Raw genomic sequence first — 18,026 nt, forward strand, 5'->3', positions numbered from 1 at the left:
ACAACCCTGTGTCTGCCGACAAATTTGCACAGTTATTTCCGAGCCAGGACACTAGAATAGGCACCTGATCATTTTTAGAGTTCGAGCCCTATATGCCCGATCCGGTTGATACCCTAAAGGTGTCGGATTTGCCGCTGGACGATTTGCTGGCATGTCACGAATGCGACTTGCTGATGCGCAAGCCAGCGCTGGCCCATGGTGAAAAAGCCCAATGCCCACGCTGTGGCTATGAGCTGTACGCCCATCGCTACAACGTCATCGAGCGAAGCCTCGCCTTGGTGCTCGCCGCGTTGTTGTTGTACGTCCCTGCGAACTTTTTACCCATCATGCAGCTCAATCTACTCGGGCAGACCTCCGAGGACACGGTATGGAGTGGCGTCGCCGCCTTGTTCAATACCGGCATGCAAGGTGTGGCCGTGGTGGTGTTCCTTTGCAGCATGGGCATTCCGCTGGTCAAGCTGCTCTGCCAGCTCGCGGTACTGCTCAGTATTCGCTGGAATGTCGGACGTAGCTACGGCCTGTTGCTCTACCGTATTTATCATCACCTGCGGGATTGGGGAATGCTTGAGGTCTACCTGATGGGAGTGCTGGTCGCGATCGTCAAGCTGGTCGATATGGCTTCTCTCACCCTGGGCCTGGGACTGGCGTGTTTTGTCAGCCTGTTGATGGTTCAGATTCTGCTGGAGGTAGTGATGTCGCCTCACCAGATCTGGCAAGCTTTGTCTGGAGAGGATGTTCATGCGGGCGATTGATGCAGGCATTCTGATCTGTACGGAATGTCACGAACTGAACAAGCAAGATCTCAATACCGACGAACAAACGTGCACCCGGTGCGGCGCGCTGGTCCACGCTCGGCGTCCGAACAGTTTGATACGCACCTGGGCATTGCTGATCACCGCTGCGATTCTCTATATCCCGGCGAATCTGCTGCCGATCATGACGGTCAACTCTTTGGGGCAAGGCGCTCCTAGCACCATCATGGCCGGTGTGATCGAACTGGTTCAGCATGGCATGTTCCCTATTGCCGCCGTGGTGTTTATCGCCAGTATCCTGGTCCCGACCTTCAAACTGGTGGGTATCGCGTTGTTGCTTTTTTCGGTGCAGCGCCATCAGCCCCTGTCTGCCCGCCAGCGCATTATCATGTACCGCTTTATCGAGTTCATCGGTCGCTGGTCCATGCTGGATATCTTTGTGATCGCCATCCTCGTGGCGGTTGTCAACTTTGGTCGACTTGCCAGCGTCGAGGCCAATCTCGGCGCCGTGGCTTTCGCCAGCGTAGTCATTTTGACGATGTTTGCCGCAGTAACCTTTGATCCCCGACTGATTTGGGATAACACGGAGTCGGACGACGACCATGACTGATTTGCCAAAGGCTAAAACCCGCCCCGCTTCGAACTGGTCGGCCATTTGGGTGCTGCCCCTGATCGCCCTGGTGATTGGCGGCTGGCTCGGATGGCGTTCCTACAGCCAGACAGGCATCGAGATCCAGGTGCGCTTTGAAAGTGGCGAAGGCATCCAGGCCAACAAAACCGAGGTGGTCTACAAAGGCATGCCCGTGGGCAAGGTCAAAACCCTGGCCCTGGATGATGAGGGCAGTAATCGCGGGGTGATTGCGACCATCGAGATGAACAAGGACGTTGATCAGTACCTCAAGTCCAACACGCGCTTCTGGCTGGTCAAGCCCAGTGTCACCCTGGCCGGGATCACCGGGCTCGAAACCCTGGTCTCGGGTAACTACATCGCCGCCAGTCCCGGTGATGGCGAACCCACACGCAAGTTCAAGGCGCTCTCCGAAGAGCCGCCATTGTCCGACGCCAAGCCTGGTCTGCACCTGACCCTCAAGGCCGATCGACTCGGTTCGCTCGACCGTGGCAGCCCGGTATTCTACAAACAGATCCAGGTGGGCCAGGTTAAAAGCTACCTGTTATCCGCCGATCAGAACACCGTCGAGATCAAGGTCTATATCGAGCCGACCTACGCCAATCTGGTGCGCAAACACACACGTTTCTGGAACGCCAGCGGCATCAGCATCGACGCGAACCTGTCCGGCGTCAAAGTGCGCAGTGAATCCCTGGCCAGCATCGTGTCCGGTGGTATCTCCTTCGCCACGCCGGAGAATCGCAAGGATAGTCCGCCCACGGATCCAAGCCTGCCGTTCCGTCTGTATGAAGACTTCGATGCCGCCGCCGCCGGTATCCGGATCAAGGTCAAATTCAGCGACTTCGAAGGGCTGCAAGCCGGTCGTACGCCGGTGATGTACAAAGGCATCCAGGTCGGTAGCCTGAAGGCCCTGAAGGTCGATTCTGACCTGTCCAGCGCCAGTGCCGAATTGACCCTGGACCCATTGGCCGAAGATTACCTGGTCGAAGGCACGCAATTCTGGGTGGTCAAACCTTCCATCTCCCTGGCGGGTATCACCGGCCTGGAAGCCCTGGTCAAAGGCAACTACATTGCTATTCGCCCCGGCGACAAGGGCGCCACCCCCCAGCGAGAGTTCGTGGCGCGAGCCAAAGCTCCGCCGTTGGACTTGCGCTCGCCTGGCTTGCACCTTGTCTTGCTGACCGACAACCTCGGTTCCCTGGAGGTCGGAAGCCCGATCCTCTACAAGCAGGTCAAGGTCGGTTCGGTCCAGAGTTATCAGTTCTCGCGCAAGCGCAAACAACTGGTGATTGGCGTTCACATCGAGAAGGAATACGAAGGCCTGGTCAACGGTTCGACGCGTTTCTGGAATGCCAGCGGCGTGACGTTGACGGGCGGGCTCACCGGCGGCATCCAGGTGAAAAGTGAATCCCTGCAAAGCCTGATGGCCGGTGGTATTGCCTTTGAAACCCCGGAGCAGAACGTCCCGCTGAAAAGACGTATTCCACGTTTCCGCCTGTTTGCCGATCATGAAACCGCCAGTCAGAGCGGAACACTGGTGACGATCAAGCTTGATCGGGCCGATGGCCTGCGCGCCGGCTCACCGATTCGCTTCAAGGGGCTGGATGTGGGCAAGATCGAAAGCATCGATCTGAGCGCCGACATGCAATCGGTAATACTCAGCGCGCGCATCACGCAAGTGCCTGAGAAAATTGCCCGTGCCGGCAGTCAATTCTGGGTGGTCAAGCCAGAGCTGGGCCTGATGAAAACCGAGAACCTGGAAACGCTGGTGACGGGTCAATACATCGAAGTCTTGCCGCCGGTGAAAAGTACCGGTCCACAAAAGAACTTCGTGGCCCTGGCTCAACCGCCTGAGGTCGATGTGCCGGAAGCCGGCTTGAGCCTGGTGCTCAGTGCCGCTCGCCGGGGTTCGCTGAAAGTTGGCGTGCCGGTAACGTACCGAGAAGTCACCGTGGGCAAAGTCACCGGTTACGAACTGGGCAAGACAGCCGACCGTGTGCTGATCCATGTGCTGATCGAACCCAAGTACGCGCCATTGGTGCGCGGCGGCAGTCGCTTCTGGAACTCCAGCGGTTTTGGCCTCGACTTCGGCCTGTTCAAGGGGGCGACTGTGCGTACCGAATCGTTGGAAACCCTGATCCAGGGTGGTATCGCCTTTGCCACTCCGGAAGGCGAACGCATGGGTAACAGGGCCTTGCCCGAGCAGACGTTCCCGTTGTTCGACAAGTTTGAAGATGAATGGCTGATCTGGGCGCCCAAGATTCCGCTGGGTAAATAAAGACAGCGCCCAAAAAAAGGCCGCGATCCATGGGATCGCGGCCTTTTTGCGTTTCAGTGCGGTAGATCAGACCTCATCCAACTCCGGCTCATCCGCCTGCACATTGACCGTCGCTTTCACCTCATCATGGCGACGGATGTACTTCCAGTCCGCCTCATCGATGTAGATTCCGTTCGGCCCGCTGCCACCTTCCAGGTCAATCGCGACCTGGGCGGAAACCTGTGGCTTCACACTGGCCAGAATCGGCACAAAGCCCAGTTGCAGGCTGGTTTCCAGCAACGCCGCCTGGTTCTTCTCGTCGATGTCTGCCGCTTCGTCGAGATAGTAGGGCAAGCGCACACGACCCGCCTGTTCACGATCCATCAAGTGCAGCAACAAGTACATGTTGGTCAGCGCCTTGATGGTCATGGTGGTGCCGTTGGACGCGGCGCCGTCGATGTCGGTATGGATCACCGGCTGGCCGTTGACCTTGGTGATCTCGAAAGCCAGCTCGAACAGGTCCTTGAGACCCAATTGGTTATGGTTCGCCGCTACCAGGCGTGCCAGGTACTCTTTGGCCTCTTCGTTCTTGTTGTCCTGGTCGGCACTCTGGCTGAGGTCGAACACCGACAGGGTTTCGCCTTCCTCATACTGTCCGGCGCTGTGGATGATCTGATCGATGTGCTTGAGGGCTTCCTTGTTCGGCGCCAGTACAATGCGGAAACTCTGCAGGTTGGATACCTGGCGCTTGTTGATCTCACGGTTGAACAACGCCAATTGATGCTCAAGGCTGTCGTAGTCGCTGCGAATGTTGCGCAGGGTCCGTGCGATATCGGTGACCGCCGCGCGTCGCGCCTTGCCCAGGGTCAGGGCTTCGTCGGTGCGGTGGGCGTAGGCGTTTATCAACAGTTGCAGGCGGCGTTCCATATCGTCTTCGCTGTCGAACTTGGCCACACCCTTGAGGCGGACCTGAGCGTACAGCGCTTCGATCTGTCCATCAGCGCGCAACAGACCTTGCCAGCTGTCCTGATAGTCATTGAGCAGCGGCAACAGATTGTCCATGGAGTCATCGACGGGATCCATGAACGGCGTGCCGAACGGCAAGTCTGCCGGCAGCAACTGGCGACGGCGCAAGGCGTCATCCAGGGTGCGCTGCTTGGCTTCCATGTCGGCGATCTGGCGACCCACCAGTTGCAGCTTGGCCGACAGTTGCTGGACGCGCTCGGTAAAGGCATCGCTGGAACGCTTCAATTCGTCCTGCGCCGCTTCCATCTGCGCCAGTTGCTCGAGTTTTTCGCCCTCTTCGGCACTCAGGGTTTGTGTGCGACGGAAATCTTCCAGGGCCTTCTGCGCGTCCAGCACCTGTTGGTACAGGGCTTCGGTCTGGGTCTTGCTCGCCGCGCGGTCAGATACCACCGCCGCCTGGGTCTTCAGTTGCTTGAGTTCTTTTTCCAGGCGTTCTTTCTGGTCGCGCAACGCTGCGCGGTCGGCGAGCGCCTGCAATGCGGGTGGTTCGATGTGCGAGATATCGATGGACAACCCCGGCACTTCGAAACGCTCGCCCTTGAAGCCATCGAGGATCAGTTCCAGCGACTTTACCCACTGGCCGTCTTCATCCAGGGTGATGCCATGCTCACCCAGCGGCAGGCTGAACAGCGAACTGTTGAACAGACGCATCAGTCGTTCGACATCTTGCTGTGAGAACTCTTCCCGCAGCTTGGCGTAGCTGTTGTTGTCCGCATGATCGAGCTGCTGCTTGACCGACTTCAGGCGTTTTTCCAGGTCGCGCAGGCGTTCGTCCAGATCCTCCGCGCTGAACTGTCGGGACTGCGCCAGGGCGCCCGCCAATTCATCGTGGGCATCCTTGGCCGCCAGCAGTTGCTGCTCCAGGACCTTGACGTTATCCACCAGGGCAAAGCGATGCTTGAGCACCGACAGCTCGCCCAGCCAGCGCTGAACCCCGCTGATTTCCCGCTCCAGGCGCATCAGCTCTTGAGTACCGCCGCGCTGATCATTCTGCAGGGCGTCTTGCTCGTTGCGGTAATGCTCGGCCTGGATTGTCAGTTCTTCCTTGCGCGCGCCGGCGTAATCCGACCAGGTGCCCAGCAGCGAGTCCAGCAGTGGCGACAGGCGATGCAATTTGCCGCGCAGGATGTCGCGGTGTTTCACGCCATTGGCCAGCGCTTCGACCAGCGGTCCCGCCGCCACCAGCGAATTGTAGTCCTGCTCCATGCGTCGTACGTCGCGGAAGGCTTCTTCACACGCGGCGATGTAATCGACACTGCCGGAGCGCAAGCTGTGTTCGAAGGCGTCGAGGAACAGTTGCTTGAGCTTGGCCGCGGTGATTTCGCGCATGTGCAGCAAGTTGATGAACAGCGCGCGGAAAGTCTTCAGGCTCTGCTCGCTGGTAGAGCGCAGCGGAATCAGGGTCAGGTCCAGCGGAATCGAGGTGTGACCGCCGACCAGTAAGCGCCGCAGTTCATCGGGCTTGAGTTCATAGGCTTTCAGGCCTTCGCGCTCAAGGTTGGTGAACAGTTCTTTCTGACGCAGACAGGTGTCGTTCTTCTGGTAATGCGCCAGGTCCAGTTTGCCCGCGTAGGCAAAGAACTGGTGACCGAAACCGCCGCCCGGGCCACGGCCGACCACGCCAATCACATGCGGGCCGTGGGGCAGGGACACTTCCACGAGGATGTAGCTGGTGTCGGTGGCAAAGTAGAAGCGCCGGGATTGCTCCAGGGTGTACTTGCCGAAACTCATGTCCGACATGCGCGCCAGAATCGGGAACTGCAGGGCGTTGATCGAGGCCGACTTACCCAGGTTGTTCGCGCCGTATACCGACAGCGGTTCCTCCAGCGGGAACAGCCCCAGGCTGTAACCCGCGGTGTTCAATAAGGCGAAGCGGCGAATGCCGTAGCGTTCCTTGCTCATGCATCGGTCTCCTGTTCTTCGGCAATGGCGCGGGCCAGGGCGTCTTCTTCGCTTTCTTCAGCGAAGTCACTGAGGTCCAGCGGGTCATCGGTCTGCAGCAGTTTTTCATCGCTGTCTTCGTCGATGATCACCGGCGCCGGCAAGGGCAATACACTGTGGACGCTGGCGGCGAGGTCGCGGTCTTGCTGCACCGACAGGCACACGTCAAGGAAACGGTGCATTGGCGGCAGGAAGCGGTAGGTACCGTTGTCCTCGCTGGCAAACCCGAGTTGGGTCATGCGGCGCATGATTTTCTCTTCCAGTTCCTCCTGGGTCTGCACTTCGGCCTGGATGAACAGGTCGCGGTACTTGTCCAGCAACGACGGCAGTTCATCGCGGCCCAGGCTGCCCCCGTCCAGCACGGCAATCGGATCGCGACCCTGGTCGGCGAGGTGTTCGACCAGGATGAAGGTGAACAACGCCAGGCGCTGAGCGGTCTTGTTGACCTGCGCGGCGGCGACGGCGGTGTCCGGGACGAAGTAGTAGAAACCACGGGTATCGCATACCAACTCAAAGCCCAGGGCCTTGAACAGGGTGCGGTACTGGTCCTGGAAATTCGACAATTGCGCGTACAGCTCCGGGTCGCGGCGGCTGACGTGGTAGCCCTTGAACAGCTCGCGAAAGATCGGCGCCAGCTGGGACAGTTCGGATAGATCAAGTTGCATGCGAAGTACTTCCATAAGGGGTGCTCGCAGATTGCTCGGCCGCATCAGTGCTGGCCGGGAGCAGGGCGAATGAGCGCAGGCTGACCTGGTGCTCGTGAGTGTGGTAATCCCGGCGTTCCAGGCGTTCGCGCTTGAAACGCTTTTCCCGCGACAGGCGCGAGAACCAGTACAGCAACTCGTCGGTGGCGCCGTCCGGTTCCTGTTCCAGCAGCCAGGTCATCAGGTCCGGCATCGGCAGCGCGTCTTCGCAGCGTTCGAGCATTTCCTTGACCGTGCGCGGTGCGCGAGGCGCCTGGCCCTTGTGAGACTTGTGGGCCTTGGGGAAACGCGCCGGCTTGGGTTCGAAATTCGCCAGTGCATACACATAGGCTTCGACCTGGCTGGCGCTGCCGAGAAAGGTGCTTTGCGGCCGGGTGAACATCGGCATTGCCGCTTGCGGCACCGCGTCCAGGCCCTTGCGACGGATGGCCGACAAGGCCAGGGCCGCGCCACGGGTCACGGCATTGTGCCTGCGTGCTTCTTCACGCAACGGCAACAGCAGTTCGCGGGCATGGCGCAGGGTCAACTGGGCGCTGGTCTGCATTTCGAGGATGCGCGCGTGAGTGCGCAACAGCATGTCGTCGTCCACCAGGTGGCCGAGGCGCTGCTGCTCGGTGAGCATGCGCAGCAGCACGTTCTCGACCTTGCGCACACCTTGCTCGAACGCGCCGTCGGCGTTCACCAGTTGAATCATCGGTTCGACGTATTCGTCCCAGGTGGCCAGCACTTCGGCATAGCGCTGGCGCAACGGGATTTGCCGGTCGCTGGTCTTGGCCCGGTCGGCCACGGCGGCGAGGGCCTGTTCGTCGTTGGCGAGTTTTTTCAGCACGTCGCGCACACGCATGTCCAACAGCCGCAGTTGGCGGGCCAGATCATGCCCGTCGCGGATGTCGAAGGCATCCTGGATATAGCCGGCCAGGCGCTCGAGGTGGCGCAGGTAGGCTTCGATTTCCAGGCACAGGCCTAGCCGGTGCTCCTTGCGAAGATAGGCCAGGAAGTCGTGGATCTGGGCGTTGAGCTCGAAACGGTTCGGGCTCTTGGCGACAGGCACCAGGATATCCAGGCGAATCCACACGTCCAGCAGGTTGGTGATGTCCTGCGGCGTGCTGTCCAGTTGTTGGGCGGCCAGTTGCGCGCGCAATTCACCGAGGCTCAGGGTGCCTTGGTCGAAGTGTTCGCACAGTGGCTCAAGCAGGGCCCAGTGTTCGGCGAGGGCGCGCAAGACGCGCTTGGGTTCGATCATTGGAATGGCCGGCTGGTTGGCGATTAAAAGCAGCGATTGTACTGCATCGGCGCCGGGATTTATCCACAGCCGGTCAGGGTGCTGACTGTTAACGGTGGGCGATCAACCCCGAAGGGCGGTAGAATCCCCGCTCTTTAGTTATCCACAAGTGGCCGAGCTGTGCTTATCGAGTCCCGACGTCGTGCTTATTTGACCGCCATGCAAGTGGTCAACTGGCTGCCGCGCACCGAGTTGCCTTTTGCCGCGCCATCGCGGCCCGAACTGCTGCAGGCGCTGGAGCCGTTCGAGCCTTTTGAGGTGTCGGGCGAGGAAGCTGCCGCGCCTGTGGCGGTGGTCAAGCCAGCCGCTCAAGCCTTGGAGCGACCGACGGAGCGGGCCAAGGTCGAAGTACCGCGCCCTTCAACGGCTGCCAGACCCGCCCCCGTGGTCGAGGACGCTCCGGCTCCGGTGGTCAAGGCACCCGTGGTGCCGCCGCCGCGCTTTGCCTTGCAATTGCTGCGGGCCGGGCGTTGCTTGCTGTTGGTGGAGTTGCCCACCGGCGAGCGCTTCCAGACCCGTGATCCAGCCTATCTGCTGCTCAAAGACATGTTGCGCGCCGCCGGCCTGCCCGACAGCCCGCAAATCGTTGGCGAACCGGTGCGCTGGCCGCTGCTGGTGCGTGGCACCATGGATCAGGGCCCGGAGGCTGCGCGTGATTTTGTGCAAGGTTTTGTGTCGGCCCGCCTGGAGGACGAACCTTGTGCCTGCCTGTGGCTGATCGGCCTGCCCGCCGTGCGTTTCGCCGGTGAAGCCAACGCCGAAGCCTGGTACCGCCAGTTGCAGGTCGAGGGCCTCGGTGTTGTCTGGGCATTGCCGGGTCTCGAATTATTAATGGAAGAGCCACAGCGTAAGGCTGAAGTCTGGCAAGCCATGCGCCGGCTGATGGCGCTTTGGAAAAGTACCCATGAGTGACGCTGTATCCTTCCGCCCGATGACCGAGGCGGACCTCGACGCCGTACTGAAAATCGAATACGCGGCGTTCAGCCATCCCTGGACCCGGGGGATTTTTCTCGACGGACTGGGCAAGTACCAGATCTGGCTGATGTTTGAAGGCGAGCAGCAAGTGGGGCACGGCGTGGTGCAGATTATCCTCGACGAGGCGCACCTGCTGAACATTACCGTCAAGCCGGAAAGCCAGGGGCGTGGCCTGGGATTGGCGCTGTTGGAGCATTTGATGTCTCGCGCCTACGCGGCCAATGCCCGGGAGTGTTTTCTTGAAGTGCGTGACAGCAATGCCGGTGCATTTCGGCTGTATGAGCGCTACGGCTTCAATGAAATCGGCCGCCGACGGGATTACTACCCCGCCGTCGGTGGTCGCGAAGATGCGGTCGTCATGGCCTGCACCCTGGTCGACTAACCACACTTCCGCTTGTGGGCATAGCTCGCTGCACAACTTTTAGAAACTGTTGAATTCCCCCTGTGGGAGCGGCGGTGCTTCAGCGATTACCGTCTACCGGGTCGCGCTCCGCCATCTCCGCTTCATCCAACCCATTGCCACCACCAATCTCATCCTCATCGACAACGCTCAGGTCGTAGTCCGCCGGGCCGTCCTCGCCTTCCTCCCGCGCATCGCGCGCGCCATCTTCGTGGATCAGCGTTTCCGGACTCATGTCATCATCGGTCGATGCATGATCCTCGGTGGCGGCCCCGGTCAGCCCGGCTTCACGTACCCGTTCGTCGGGCATCAGGTGCTCGCGCTCACCCGCCGGAATCTCCTCGCCAATCTCGGCGGTGGGCTCCTGCTCGTCAAAGTCCAGCTCTCGCATCGAGCCCATGCGATCTTCATTGTCATCAATCGGTTCCGGCTGTGTAGCGCCGTAGGGACGTCGTGATTCAGTCATGGCCAATCCTCATACTGTGGGGCTTATAGTGTGTGGACTGGTATGACGCCCTAAGATTCAAGCTAATTCGTCTTGGCTTTCTGCCGGCAGGGCGTGACCCGGACGAACGCACCTGTGTCATACGTGAGCATCATTCCCGAGGCTTCCCTGATGAACGAACTACAAGACCTGCTAGATAACAACGAACGCTGGGCGGATGCGATCAAACAGGAAGATCCCGAATTCTTCGCCAAGCTCGCCCGCCAGCAGACTCCGGAATACCTGTGGATCGGTTGTTCCGACGCGCGGGTTCCGGCCAATGAGATCGTCGGCATGCTGCCCGGCGACCTGTTTGTACACCGCAACGTGGCCAACGTCGTGTTGCACACCGACCTCAATTGCCTGTCGGTGATCCAGTACGCGGTGGATGTACTCAAGGTCAAACATATCCTGGTGACCGGCCACTATGGCTGCGGCGGTGTACGCGCCTCGATGCAGGACCGTCAGTTCGGCCTGATCGACGGCTGGTTGCGCACGATCCGCGATCTTTACTACGAGAACCGCGAAATCCTCGCGCAACTGCCCACGGAAGAAGAACGCGTCGACCGCATGTGTGAATTGAATGTCATCCAGCAAGTGGCTAATGTCGGTCACACCAGCATTGTGCAAAATGCCTGGCATCGCGGCCAGAGCCTGTCGATTCACGGCTGCATCTACGGGATCAAGGATGGTCGCTGGAAAAGCCTGAACACCACCATCAGTGGGTTCGAGCAGTTGCCGCCGCAATACCGCCTGCGTCCACTGGGCGAAAGTTAAACGCGCTTACGCTGGCGCCGCTGCTCCATGAACCGTTGTCCTTCTTCGTTCAACGGTTCTTTATTGCCAGTGATCCAGCCTCGGCAGTTATCGGCGCCACAATGGCACTCGAACTGCTGATACAACACGCTCTCGGTGCTGGCGTAGTCCATCGTCAACAATGTGCCTGGGGGGATGGCCTGAGTCGTCCATAGCTCCAGCTCGGTGATGTCGAGAAAAACGTTCGGATCGCACGAGTGCCTCAGCAGGCCGCTGAACCAGGGATCGTAAAGATAGATGTGCGAAGACATTTGCAGCGTATGCAGGCGTCGCTCGCCCACGACCTGCCCCGACACCTTGGCAATGCTCATCCGTTTGTCGAAGGCCACCTTGGCCTTGATGCCGGTGCTCCGACCATTGCGGGTACGCACGACCTGGAAATGTCGCTCTGAAGGGTAGCCCTGCGCTGTCTGCAGCGTCTCGAAAGGATACAGACAGTCACTGGCAGTGGAGGGCGGTTCCGTGCGTTGCGTTTTCATAAGACTCCTTGTCGGGCTGCATTGACCTCCTGGTATTGATATGACTGCCAGTCTTGCAGCGAATGGGACGTCCCCAGCCTCGCGCAAGTTGGAGCCGATATCTACTGTCAAATCTGACAGTAGATATCGGCTATTGCTGGCGTAGGCTAAGGCTGACTTAGAGCACCGGTGCCGCGATGGAGAGTGCCGGGGTGGGTGTTTTCAAGTGTTTCAATTGGTCCTTGATTGACGGGGTGGCGCATTTTTCCTTTGCCTGCTCAGGGGACAACTCGCGAATCGAGGTGTAGAACAACTCGCATGTCTGCTCCTTGCGAGTCACTTGCCACGTGTTTATGCAGCCTTTGAGTTGCACATTGGGGTCGCTGCCAGGCGCCTGGCCCATTCCGGCTTGCCAGCACGCAGCACTCAAATCCTGGCCCATGATCTTCAAGCCGGCCTCGTCGGCTTTTTTCTGGTCGCCGTCGTAGGTGTCGGGGTTGGCGCCGAACCAGATATAACTGGGGTGATTGGCACCCAGTACCGCGACCGTCGCGCCTTCGGCCGGGTTGATCTGTGCCAGGCCCAGCACCGGCAGGGTTGGCCCGTACTGTTGTTTGATCCAGTTGCGCACGGGGGCCCCGAAGGCCACCATCGGCAACGCACCGTCGGGGCGCACGCTCAATTCCCGGACCATCCGCGTCTGGTACGCGGTGAAGTAGCTGTAGACACCTTCCAGGTCCTTGCCGGCCGAAGACGGCGCGGCGATCGGCGCAATATCGATGATGGTCTGGTACTCCGGCGTCTGGGTCGCCGGTATGCCGTTGGCCGTCAACAGGGTTGCCCAACGATCGGTGGTGGCTGACTCCAGGTAGTCCTGATAATGCGTGAGGGAGTAATCCGGCGGAAAATGCAGTAACTCAATGCTTTTACGGTTTTCCAGGGCCATGCCCAGCGGCAGGAACAGATACCAGTCGAACTGCCACTTGCCATCGCGATTGAGTTGACTGGCGCCCTGATAGGCCAGGTCCGCGGTGTTCAACAGTGAGGTCAAGGGTTGGCCGTATCCTTCAGGGACACCACTGAACTGGGCGCGCACCTGATTGCCAGCGGTTTTCACGCTGACTCGGGCGCGGCTGTAGCCGTCCCGCTGCAGGCTTTGGGTGAGGTAGTGCTCGACCGTCTGTTCCAGTGTCCAGGGTCGAAAACAGATCACGTTGCAATTGTTGGGATAGGCGAACACTTGGGTAACCCGTTGCGGGGTTCCCAGGTCAAGTTCGACATCGGCGTGTACGACTGCGCTCAAGGTGAGTGAGGCGAGGGTGAAGGACAGCCTGGTCAGTTTAAACATGCGTGGTTCCTTGTCAGCGAAAGCCCGTCTGCGCGGGGTGGGTGCCCACCTTCACACAGTAGCGCTTGACCAGGAAAAAGCGCGTCGGTTAATACTTTTTTTTGCCGGGCACCTGGCAAAACTGCCTAATTCGCGAAGCGCAAGGCGTTGCTCAGATCACCCATGGGGACCTGACCACGGGCGAGCATGGCGGCATCCCGTTGCTTGAGGCCGTCCAGGGGTTCCAGTTGGAACACGCGGGTAATCAGGCGCAGGATCGAGGCGGTGTCGTAGACCGTATGATCGACTGTGCCTTTACGTGCAAAAGGCGAGACCACCAACGCCGGAACACGTGTACCCGGACCCCAGCGATCACCTTTGGGCGGCGCGACGTGGTCCCACCAGCCGCCGTTTTCATCGACCGTGACGATGACCACCATGTTTTCCCACTGCGGGCTCTCCTGCAGCACTTTCAGGACGCGTGTGATATGCCGATCACCGGAGGCCACGTCGGCGTAACCGGCGTGCATATTCAGGTTGCCCTGGGGTTTGTAGAAGGTCACGGCGGGCAACTTGCCCGCTTCTGCATCGGCCAGGAAACGGTTGCTGCTCGACTCATCCCCCAGGCCGCCATCGCGCAGGCGTTTGTTGCGCTCCAGCGGATTTTGCGGGCCTTGCTGCTTGAAGTAATTGAACGGCTGGTGGTGGTACTGGAAATTCGGAATTTTCGGAATGCCGCCGGAATCCCTGAATTGCTCCAGAGTGGCTTGCCATGCACCGGCGTACCAGGCCCAGTCGATGTTGTTTTTCGACAGCTTGTCGCCGATGTGTTCGTGGGTTTGTGGCACCAGCACGTTAGGCAAGTCGGGCTTGGCGTAGTCCGGGTTGTCGGGGTCGCGAATCCAGGTCGGCCAATACGGCGGGGCCAGGGTGTTGACGGCAAAACCGTCGGGCGTCAGTGCGCTCGGCCCGAACTGCGGCGGGCCCGTCATGGCGCTGGCCGGAGAAAGCTCCAGCGGTTTGAGGCGCGGGTCGGTGGGATCGTCGCTTTGCAACACGGCGATTTGCGCCTTGGCCGCTGATTCGGCGGCGTTCGGGTAAAACGGCGCGGTGGCGCTGATCAGGTATTGATGGTTGAGGAACGAGCCGCCGAATGCGCCCTGGAAAAAGTTATCGCAGAGCACAAACTCTTTCGCCACGTCCCACAAGCGCAGCGCATAACGGCTCTGGGCATAATGGCCCATCACCAGGCCGCCGGCGTCGGCCCAGGCCACGAAACGGTCGTTCTTGCCACCGTTGATCTGCATCTGGTTCTGATAAAACACATGCCACAAGTCGCGGGTGACCAGGCTTAAAGGCAAATCCTCGCCGTTCGGCCCCTTGAGCGGGTAGGGCGCATTGGGCAGGTTTTCCTGGAATTGCACCGCGCTGGGATAGGTCACCCCATCCACGCTTTGCGGGCCGACTTGCAGGACACCGCCCCAGGTCGGCGGCAGGTGGCTCAACAGGTTGGCGTCCCGGTCGCGTTGTTGATAGTCGGCAGCCGACAGCGCCGACAAGGGCTTTTCAACGCCGGGAAAGTTCGCAAACAGATTGTTGAAACTGCGGTTCTCGGCGTAGATCACCACCACGGTTTTCACCTGATCACGCAGAGCCTTGTCCAACTCCTGAGGTGTCAGCGGCTGCTCAAGCGGTTTGCCTGGGGTTTCTCCGGTATGGCCGCAGGCACTCAAGGTCGCCCCGACACCCAGCACGGCGGCGCCTCCCAGGAAACGCCGCCGACTGGTATCGACCGGCGGTTTTTCCACGGTCGTGGAGGAAGGGCGGTCGTCGTGCTCATCACTCATCGCGGGCAGTCCTGGCTAGTTGTTACAAGATGTTTCGCCGGAACGGTAGCAATGAAATATGACGGAATGAAGATGGTTGCCGCTAACTCCCTCTAAGGCATTACCGGCGGCATATACGTCAATGTCGTCCCCAGCGCCCACAACAGGAACAGCACCAGCGGGGTGTGCACCAGCAACTGCACAAACGAAAACCCGATCAAGTCTCGCGCCTTCAGTCCCAAGACCCCCAGCAACGGCAGCATATAGAACGGATTGATCAGGTTCGGCAGCGCCTCGGCGGCGTTGTAGATCTGTACCGCCCAGCCCAGGTGGTATTGCAGGTCATTGGCCACTTGCATCACGTAGGGCGCTTCGATGATCCACTTGCCGCCGCCCGAGGGGATAAAAAAGCCCAATACGGCCGAGTACACACCCATCAGCAGTGCGTAAGTGTCATGGGAGGCGATAGAGGTGAAGAATGTCGAGATGTGGTGAGCCAAGGTCTGGCCGTCGCCGCCTTTCACGACAGTGATCAATGCCGCGATCGAGCCGTACAACGGGAATTGGATCAACACCCCGGTGGTGGTCGGTACCGCACGGGCCACCGCGTCGAGGAAGCTGCGCGGGCGCCAGTGCAGCAAGGCGCCGACCATCAGGAACAGAAAGTTATAGGTATTGAGCCCCGAGATCGCACTGATTGCAGGTTTGCTGGAAAACTCATGGAACAGCCACCCGGCCGCCAGCAACGCCAGCAGAATCGTCAGCAACGGGCTGTGTTCCAGCCATTCTCCCGGGCGGCTCGGCGGTTGTGGCTTGGGCAGGTTGAACGCCGGATCAACCCCGCAGGCCTTGGCGTCACGCGCGGAATTGGGGCCGGGCGCGGTGACATAGGCAATGATCAGTGACACCACAATCAGCGCCAGCAACAGCACGCCTGATTGCCAGAGAAAGAGGGTGTCGGTGAAGGGAATCATCCCGGTGATCGCCAGAATCGACGGTGGCAAACTGGCAGGGTTGGCCTGCAGTTGCGCGGCCGACGACGACAAGCCCAGCGCCCACACCGCGCCAAGCCCCAGATAAGCCGCCGCTCCGGCTGCTCGATAGTCCATGCGCAAATCCGTGCGGCGCGCCAGGGCACGTACCAGTAAGCCGCCAAACACCAGGGACAGGCCCCAGTTGAGTAATGACGCGACCATCGAGATCAACGCGACCCAGGCCACGGCGGAGCGACCGTTCCTGGGGATGCGTGCCAGGCGATCAATCAACTTCACGGCGGGTGGCGAGCTGGCGACCACATAGCCGCCAATTACCACGAAGGCCATTTGCATGGTGAACGGGATCAGGCTCCAGAAACCATCGCCGAAGGCCTTCGCGGCCTCGGTCGGGGCCGCGCCCATGCCGAGTGCCGCCACCGCGACGATGATCACGGCGAGGGCGGCAAACACCCAGGAGTCAGGAAACCAGCGTTCGGCGAAGTTGGAGCAACGCAGGGCAAATCGGGCATAGCGGCTTTCTTCGATAGGATCGGCCACGTTTGATTACCTCTTGTATTTATTATGGGGGCGGGATGACGGCAGCGAACACGCAAACCGGCGTCGCCAATCCCGTTGCCGGGTGAGCGCCAGTGACGTGTCTTTACAAGGTTTCGAGCATCATCGCTCAGGGTTTGCGCGTTGGGAATGTTGTTATTTTCATCGATCAATGAGTAAAACCAATATATCGCCCGTGATTGCCATGACCGTGCGCAGCTCATAACCTGCACGCCATTTTGTTTGTCTGCCGAGCCTCTTCATGACTGCCACCGCTTATCCACAGGCGCAGCGTTTTTCCCGCTCCGACTACAGAACCCTGGGCCTGGCCGCCTTGGGCGGCGCCCTGGAAATCTACGACTTTATTATTTTCGTGTTTTTTGCGCTGACGCTCAGCCAACTGTTTTTCCCGCCGGAAATGCCCGAATGGCTGCGCCTGCTGCAAAGCTTCGGGATCTTTGTCACTGGCTATCTCGCGCGTCCCTTGGGCGGAATTCTGATGGCGCACTTCGCCGATCACTTGGGACGCAAACGGGTGTTCAGCCTGAGCATTCTGATGATGGCGTTGCCGTGCCTGCTGATTGGCATCATGCCGACCTATGCGCAAATCGGCTATTTCGCACCGCTGATCCTATTGCTGTTGCGCGTCCTGCAGGGCGCCGCGGTCGGTGGTGAAGTGCCCAGTGCCTGGGTATTTGTCGCCGAACACGCGCCGGATAATCATCGGGGTTATGCCCTGGGTTTCCTGCAGGCCGGGCTGACCTTCGGCTATCTGCTCGGGGCGCTGACGGCGACGTTGCTGGCGCAGGTCTATACCCCGGAGCAGATCCTCGATTACGCCTGGCGTTTCCCGTTCCTGCTGGGCGGTGTGTTTGGCGTGATCGGTGTGTGGCTGCGGCGTTGGCTCAGTGAAACCCCGGTGTTCCTTGAAATGCAGGCCCGCCGCCAGGCGGCTGCCGAACTGCCGCTGCGCACGGTCTTGCGCGATCACCGCCACGCGTTGTTGCCGGCGATGGTCCTCACCTGTGTCCTTACCTCGGCGGTGGTGGTGCTGGTCGTCATCACCCCGACCATGATGCAAAAAGTCTTCGGCATGAGTCCCGGCGATACCTTTGCCTTGAGCGCGTTGGGCATTGTCTTCCTGAATATCGGCTGCGTGCTGGCGGGCTTGCTGGTGGACCGCATCGGTGCCTGGCGCGCGGTGCTGGTCTACAGCCTGTTGCTGCCGGTGGGGATTGCCGTCTTGTATGCCAGCCTGATCGGTGGCGGAGTGTGGCTGGGCGCTGCCTACGCAGTGGCGGGCTTGAGTTGCGGGGTGGTGGGCGCGGTGCCCTCGGTGATGGTCAGGCTGTTTCCGGCGCAGATCCGTGTCTCGGGGATTTCCTTCACCTACAACATCGCCTATGCCGTGTGGGCGAGCACCACGCCATTGATGTTGATTGCGTTGATGCCCACCAGTCCGTGGATTTGCGTGGTCTATTGCGTGGTGATGGGCGCGGTGGGCGTGGTGTGTGTAGCGCTGTTCAGCCAGCGCCATGCTGCAACCCGCTGACGCCAGTTACATGTGCTAAATATATAGTTGAGTCAGGCGATCAACCGCTCTTCAGAAAGTGGCCTTCGC

General features: G+C 60.0%; 15 protein-coding genes. 7 read left to right on the plus strand and 8 right to left on the minus strand.

Translation table 11 applies throughout. The features are described 5' to 3' along the window. The first annotated feature begins 92 nt into the window (after positions 1-92). From AC6CIA_RS18240 to AC6CIA_RS18250, 3 genes are read left to right on the plus strand one after another with little or no spacing between them, the layout of a single operon-like run. Entirely contained in the window at positions 93-752 is a 660-nt protein-coding gene (locus AC6CIA_RS18240) for a paraquat-inducible protein A (protein WP_498313954.1), read from the plus strand. Further along, positions 739-1,362: a paraquat-inducible protein A gene (locus AC6CIA_RS18245; RefSeq protein ID WP_498313957.1), complete on the plus strand. Its 624-nt coding sequence runs from the start codon at positions 739-741 to the stop codon at positions 1,360-1,362. The genes AC6CIA_RS18240 and AC6CIA_RS18245 overlap by 14 nt, the downstream gene beginning before the upstream one ends. After that, positions 1,355-3,658, plus strand: a complete 2,304-nt coding sequence (locus AC6CIA_RS18250) for a PqiB family protein (RefSeq protein ID WP_498313959.1) — start codon at positions 1,355-1,357, stop codon at positions 3,656-3,658. The genes AC6CIA_RS18245 and AC6CIA_RS18250 overlap by 8 nt, the downstream gene beginning before the upstream one ends. 66 nt (positions 3,659-3,724) lie before the next feature. Here the strand turns inward: AC6CIA_RS18250 and mksF are convergent, their stop codons facing one another. Genes mksF through mksB form a run of 3 tightly spaced genes read right to left on the minus strand, consistent with a single transcriptional unit; the run spans position 3,725 to position 8,551 of the window. Beyond that, complete coding sequence (gene mksF, locus AC6CIA_RS18255; protein WP_498313961.1) at positions 3,725-6,565, minus strand: Mks condensin complex protein MksF; 2,841 nt, start codon at positions 6,563-6,565, stop codon at positions 3,725-3,727. Further along, a complete protein-coding gene (mksE, locus tag AC6CIA_RS18260) occupies positions 6,562-7,269 on the minus strand; it encodes an Mks condensin complex protein MksE (RefSeq protein ID WP_339533174.1) in 708 nt (235 codons plus the stop codon). The genes mksF and mksE overlap by 4 nt, the downstream gene beginning before the upstream one ends. Beyond that, positions 7,259-8,551, minus strand: a complete 1,293-nt coding sequence (gene mksB, locus AC6CIA_RS18265; protein WP_339533173.1) for an Mks condensin complex protein MksB — start codon at positions 8,549-8,551, stop codon at positions 7,259-7,261. Before mksB ends, mksE begins: the two co-directional genes overlap by 11 nt. Positions 8,552-8,749: 198 nt before the next feature. Between mksB and AC6CIA_RS18270 the strand changes: the two genes are divergently transcribed. Next, positions 8,750-9,502: an energy transducer TonB gene (locus AC6CIA_RS18270; protein WP_498314268.1), complete on the plus strand. Its 753-nt coding sequence runs from the start codon at positions 8,750-8,752 to the stop codon at positions 9,500-9,502. Beyond that, complete coding sequence (gene rimI / locus AC6CIA_RS18275) at positions 9,495-9,947, plus strand: ribosomal protein S18-alanine N-acetyltransferase (RefSeq protein ID WP_084379245.1); 453 nt, start codon at positions 9,495-9,497, stop codon at positions 9,945-9,947. The genes AC6CIA_RS18270 and rimI overlap by 8 nt, the downstream gene beginning before the upstream one ends. A 79-nt stretch (positions 9,948-10,026) precedes the next feature. Here the strand turns inward: rimI and AC6CIA_RS18280 are convergent, their stop codons facing one another. Further along, positions 10,027-10,431: a serine kinase/phosphatase gene (locus AC6CIA_RS18280; RefSeq protein WP_498313964.1), complete on the minus strand. Its 405-nt coding sequence runs from the start codon at positions 10,429-10,431 to the stop codon at positions 10,027-10,029. A 150-nt stretch (positions 10,432-10,581) separates the two neighbouring features. Here AC6CIA_RS18280 and can point away from each other — a divergent pair, with 150 nt between their 5' ends. Continuing rightward, a complete protein-coding gene (gene can, locus AC6CIA_RS18285; RefSeq protein WP_339533171.1) occupies positions 10,582-11,226 on the plus strand; it encodes a carbonate dehydratase in 645 nt (214 codons plus the stop codon). Here can and AC6CIA_RS18290 read toward each other — a convergent pair. The 4 genes from AC6CIA_RS18290 to AC6CIA_RS18305 all read right to left on the minus strand — a co-directional run bounded on the left by AC6CIA_RS18290 (position 11,223) and on the right by AC6CIA_RS18305 (position 16,408). After that, a complete protein-coding gene (locus AC6CIA_RS18290; protein WP_498313966.1) occupies positions 11,223-11,744 on the minus strand; it encodes an SET domain-containing protein in 522 nt (173 codons plus the stop codon). The two genes, can and AC6CIA_RS18290, sit on opposite strands and share 4 nt — an antisense overlap. Positions 11,745-11,901: 157 nt before the next feature. Continuing rightward, complete coding sequence (locus AC6CIA_RS18295; protein WP_498313968.1) at positions 11,902-13,071, minus strand: hypothetical protein; 1,170 nt, start codon at positions 13,069-13,071, stop codon at positions 11,902-11,904. A gap of 125 nt (positions 13,072-13,196) precedes the next feature. Next, positions 13,197-14,897 carry an acid phosphatase gene (locus tag AC6CIA_RS18300; protein WP_498313970.1) on the minus strand — a complete coding sequence of 567 codons (1,701 nt, stop codon included), beginning with the start codon at positions 14,895-14,897 and terminating at the stop codon, positions 13,197-13,199. Positions 14,898-14,989: 92 nt separating this feature from the next. Beyond that, positions 14,990-16,408: a short-chain fatty acid transporter gene (locus tag AC6CIA_RS18305; protein ID WP_498313971.1), complete on the minus strand. Its 1,419-nt coding sequence runs from the start codon at positions 16,406-16,408 to the stop codon at positions 14,990-14,992. 259 nt (positions 16,409-16,667) lie between these two features. On the opposite strand from AC6CIA_RS18305, the gene AC6CIA_RS18310 reads away from it, so the two are divergent. Further along, complete coding sequence (locus AC6CIA_RS18310) at positions 16,668-17,957, plus strand: MFS transporter (protein ID WP_498313973.1); 1,290 nt, start codon at positions 16,668-16,670, stop codon at positions 17,955-17,957. Positions 17,958-18,026 lie beyond the last annotated feature (69 nt).

The organism is Pseudomonas sp. GQ91 (assembly GCF_059758795.1).

Coding starts and splice junctions, on each gene's coding strand:
- AC6CIA_RS18240 (WP_498313954.1), top strand. CDS start 93: ATGCCCGATCCGGTTGATACCCTAAAGGTGTCGGATTTGCCGCTGGAC.
- AC6CIA_RS18245 (WP_498313957.1), top strand. CDS start 739: ATGCGGGCGATTGATGCAGGCATTCTGATCTGTACGGAATGTCACGAA.
- AC6CIA_RS18250 (WP_498313959.1), top strand. CDS start 1,355: ATGACTGATTTGCCAAAGGCTAAAACCCGCCCCGCTTCGAACTGGTCG.
- mksF (WP_498313961.1), bottom strand. CDS start 6,565: ATGAGCAAGGAACGCTACGGCATTCGCCGCTTCGCCTTATTGAACACC.
- mksE (WP_339533174.1), bottom strand. CDS start 7,269: ATGCAACTTGATCTATCCGAACTGTCCCAGCTGGCGCCGATCTTTCGC.
- mksB (WP_339533173.1), bottom strand. CDS start 8,551: ATGATCGAACCCAAGCGCGTCTTGCGCGCCCTCGCCGAACACTGGGCC.
- AC6CIA_RS18270 (WP_498314268.1), top strand. CDS start 8,750: ATGCAAGTGGTCAACTGGCTGCCGCGCACCGAGTTGCCTTTTGCCGCG.
- rimI (WP_084379245.1), top strand. CDS start 9,495: ATGAGTGACGCTGTATCCTTCCGCCCGATGACCGAGGCGGACCTCGAC.
- AC6CIA_RS18280 (WP_498313964.1), bottom strand. CDS start 10,431: ATGACTGAATCACGACGTCCCTACGGCGCTACACAGCCGGAACCGATT.
- can (WP_339533171.1), top strand. CDS start 10,582: ATGAACGAACTACAAGACCTGCTAGATAACAACGAACGCTGGGCGGAT.
- AC6CIA_RS18290 (WP_498313966.1), bottom strand. CDS start 11,744: ATGAAAACGCAACGCACGGAACCGCCCTCCACTGCCAGTGACTGTCTG.
- AC6CIA_RS18295 (WP_498313968.1), bottom strand. CDS start 13,071: ATGTTTAAACTGACCAGGCTGTCCTTCACCCTCGCCTCACTCACCTTG.
- AC6CIA_RS18300 (WP_498313970.1), bottom strand. CDS start 14,897: ATGAGTGATGAGCACGACGACCGCCCTTCCTCCACGACCGTGGAAAAA.
- AC6CIA_RS18310 (WP_498313973.1), top strand. CDS start 16,668: ATGACTGCCACCGCTTATCCACAGGCGCAGCGTTTTTCCCGCTCCGAC.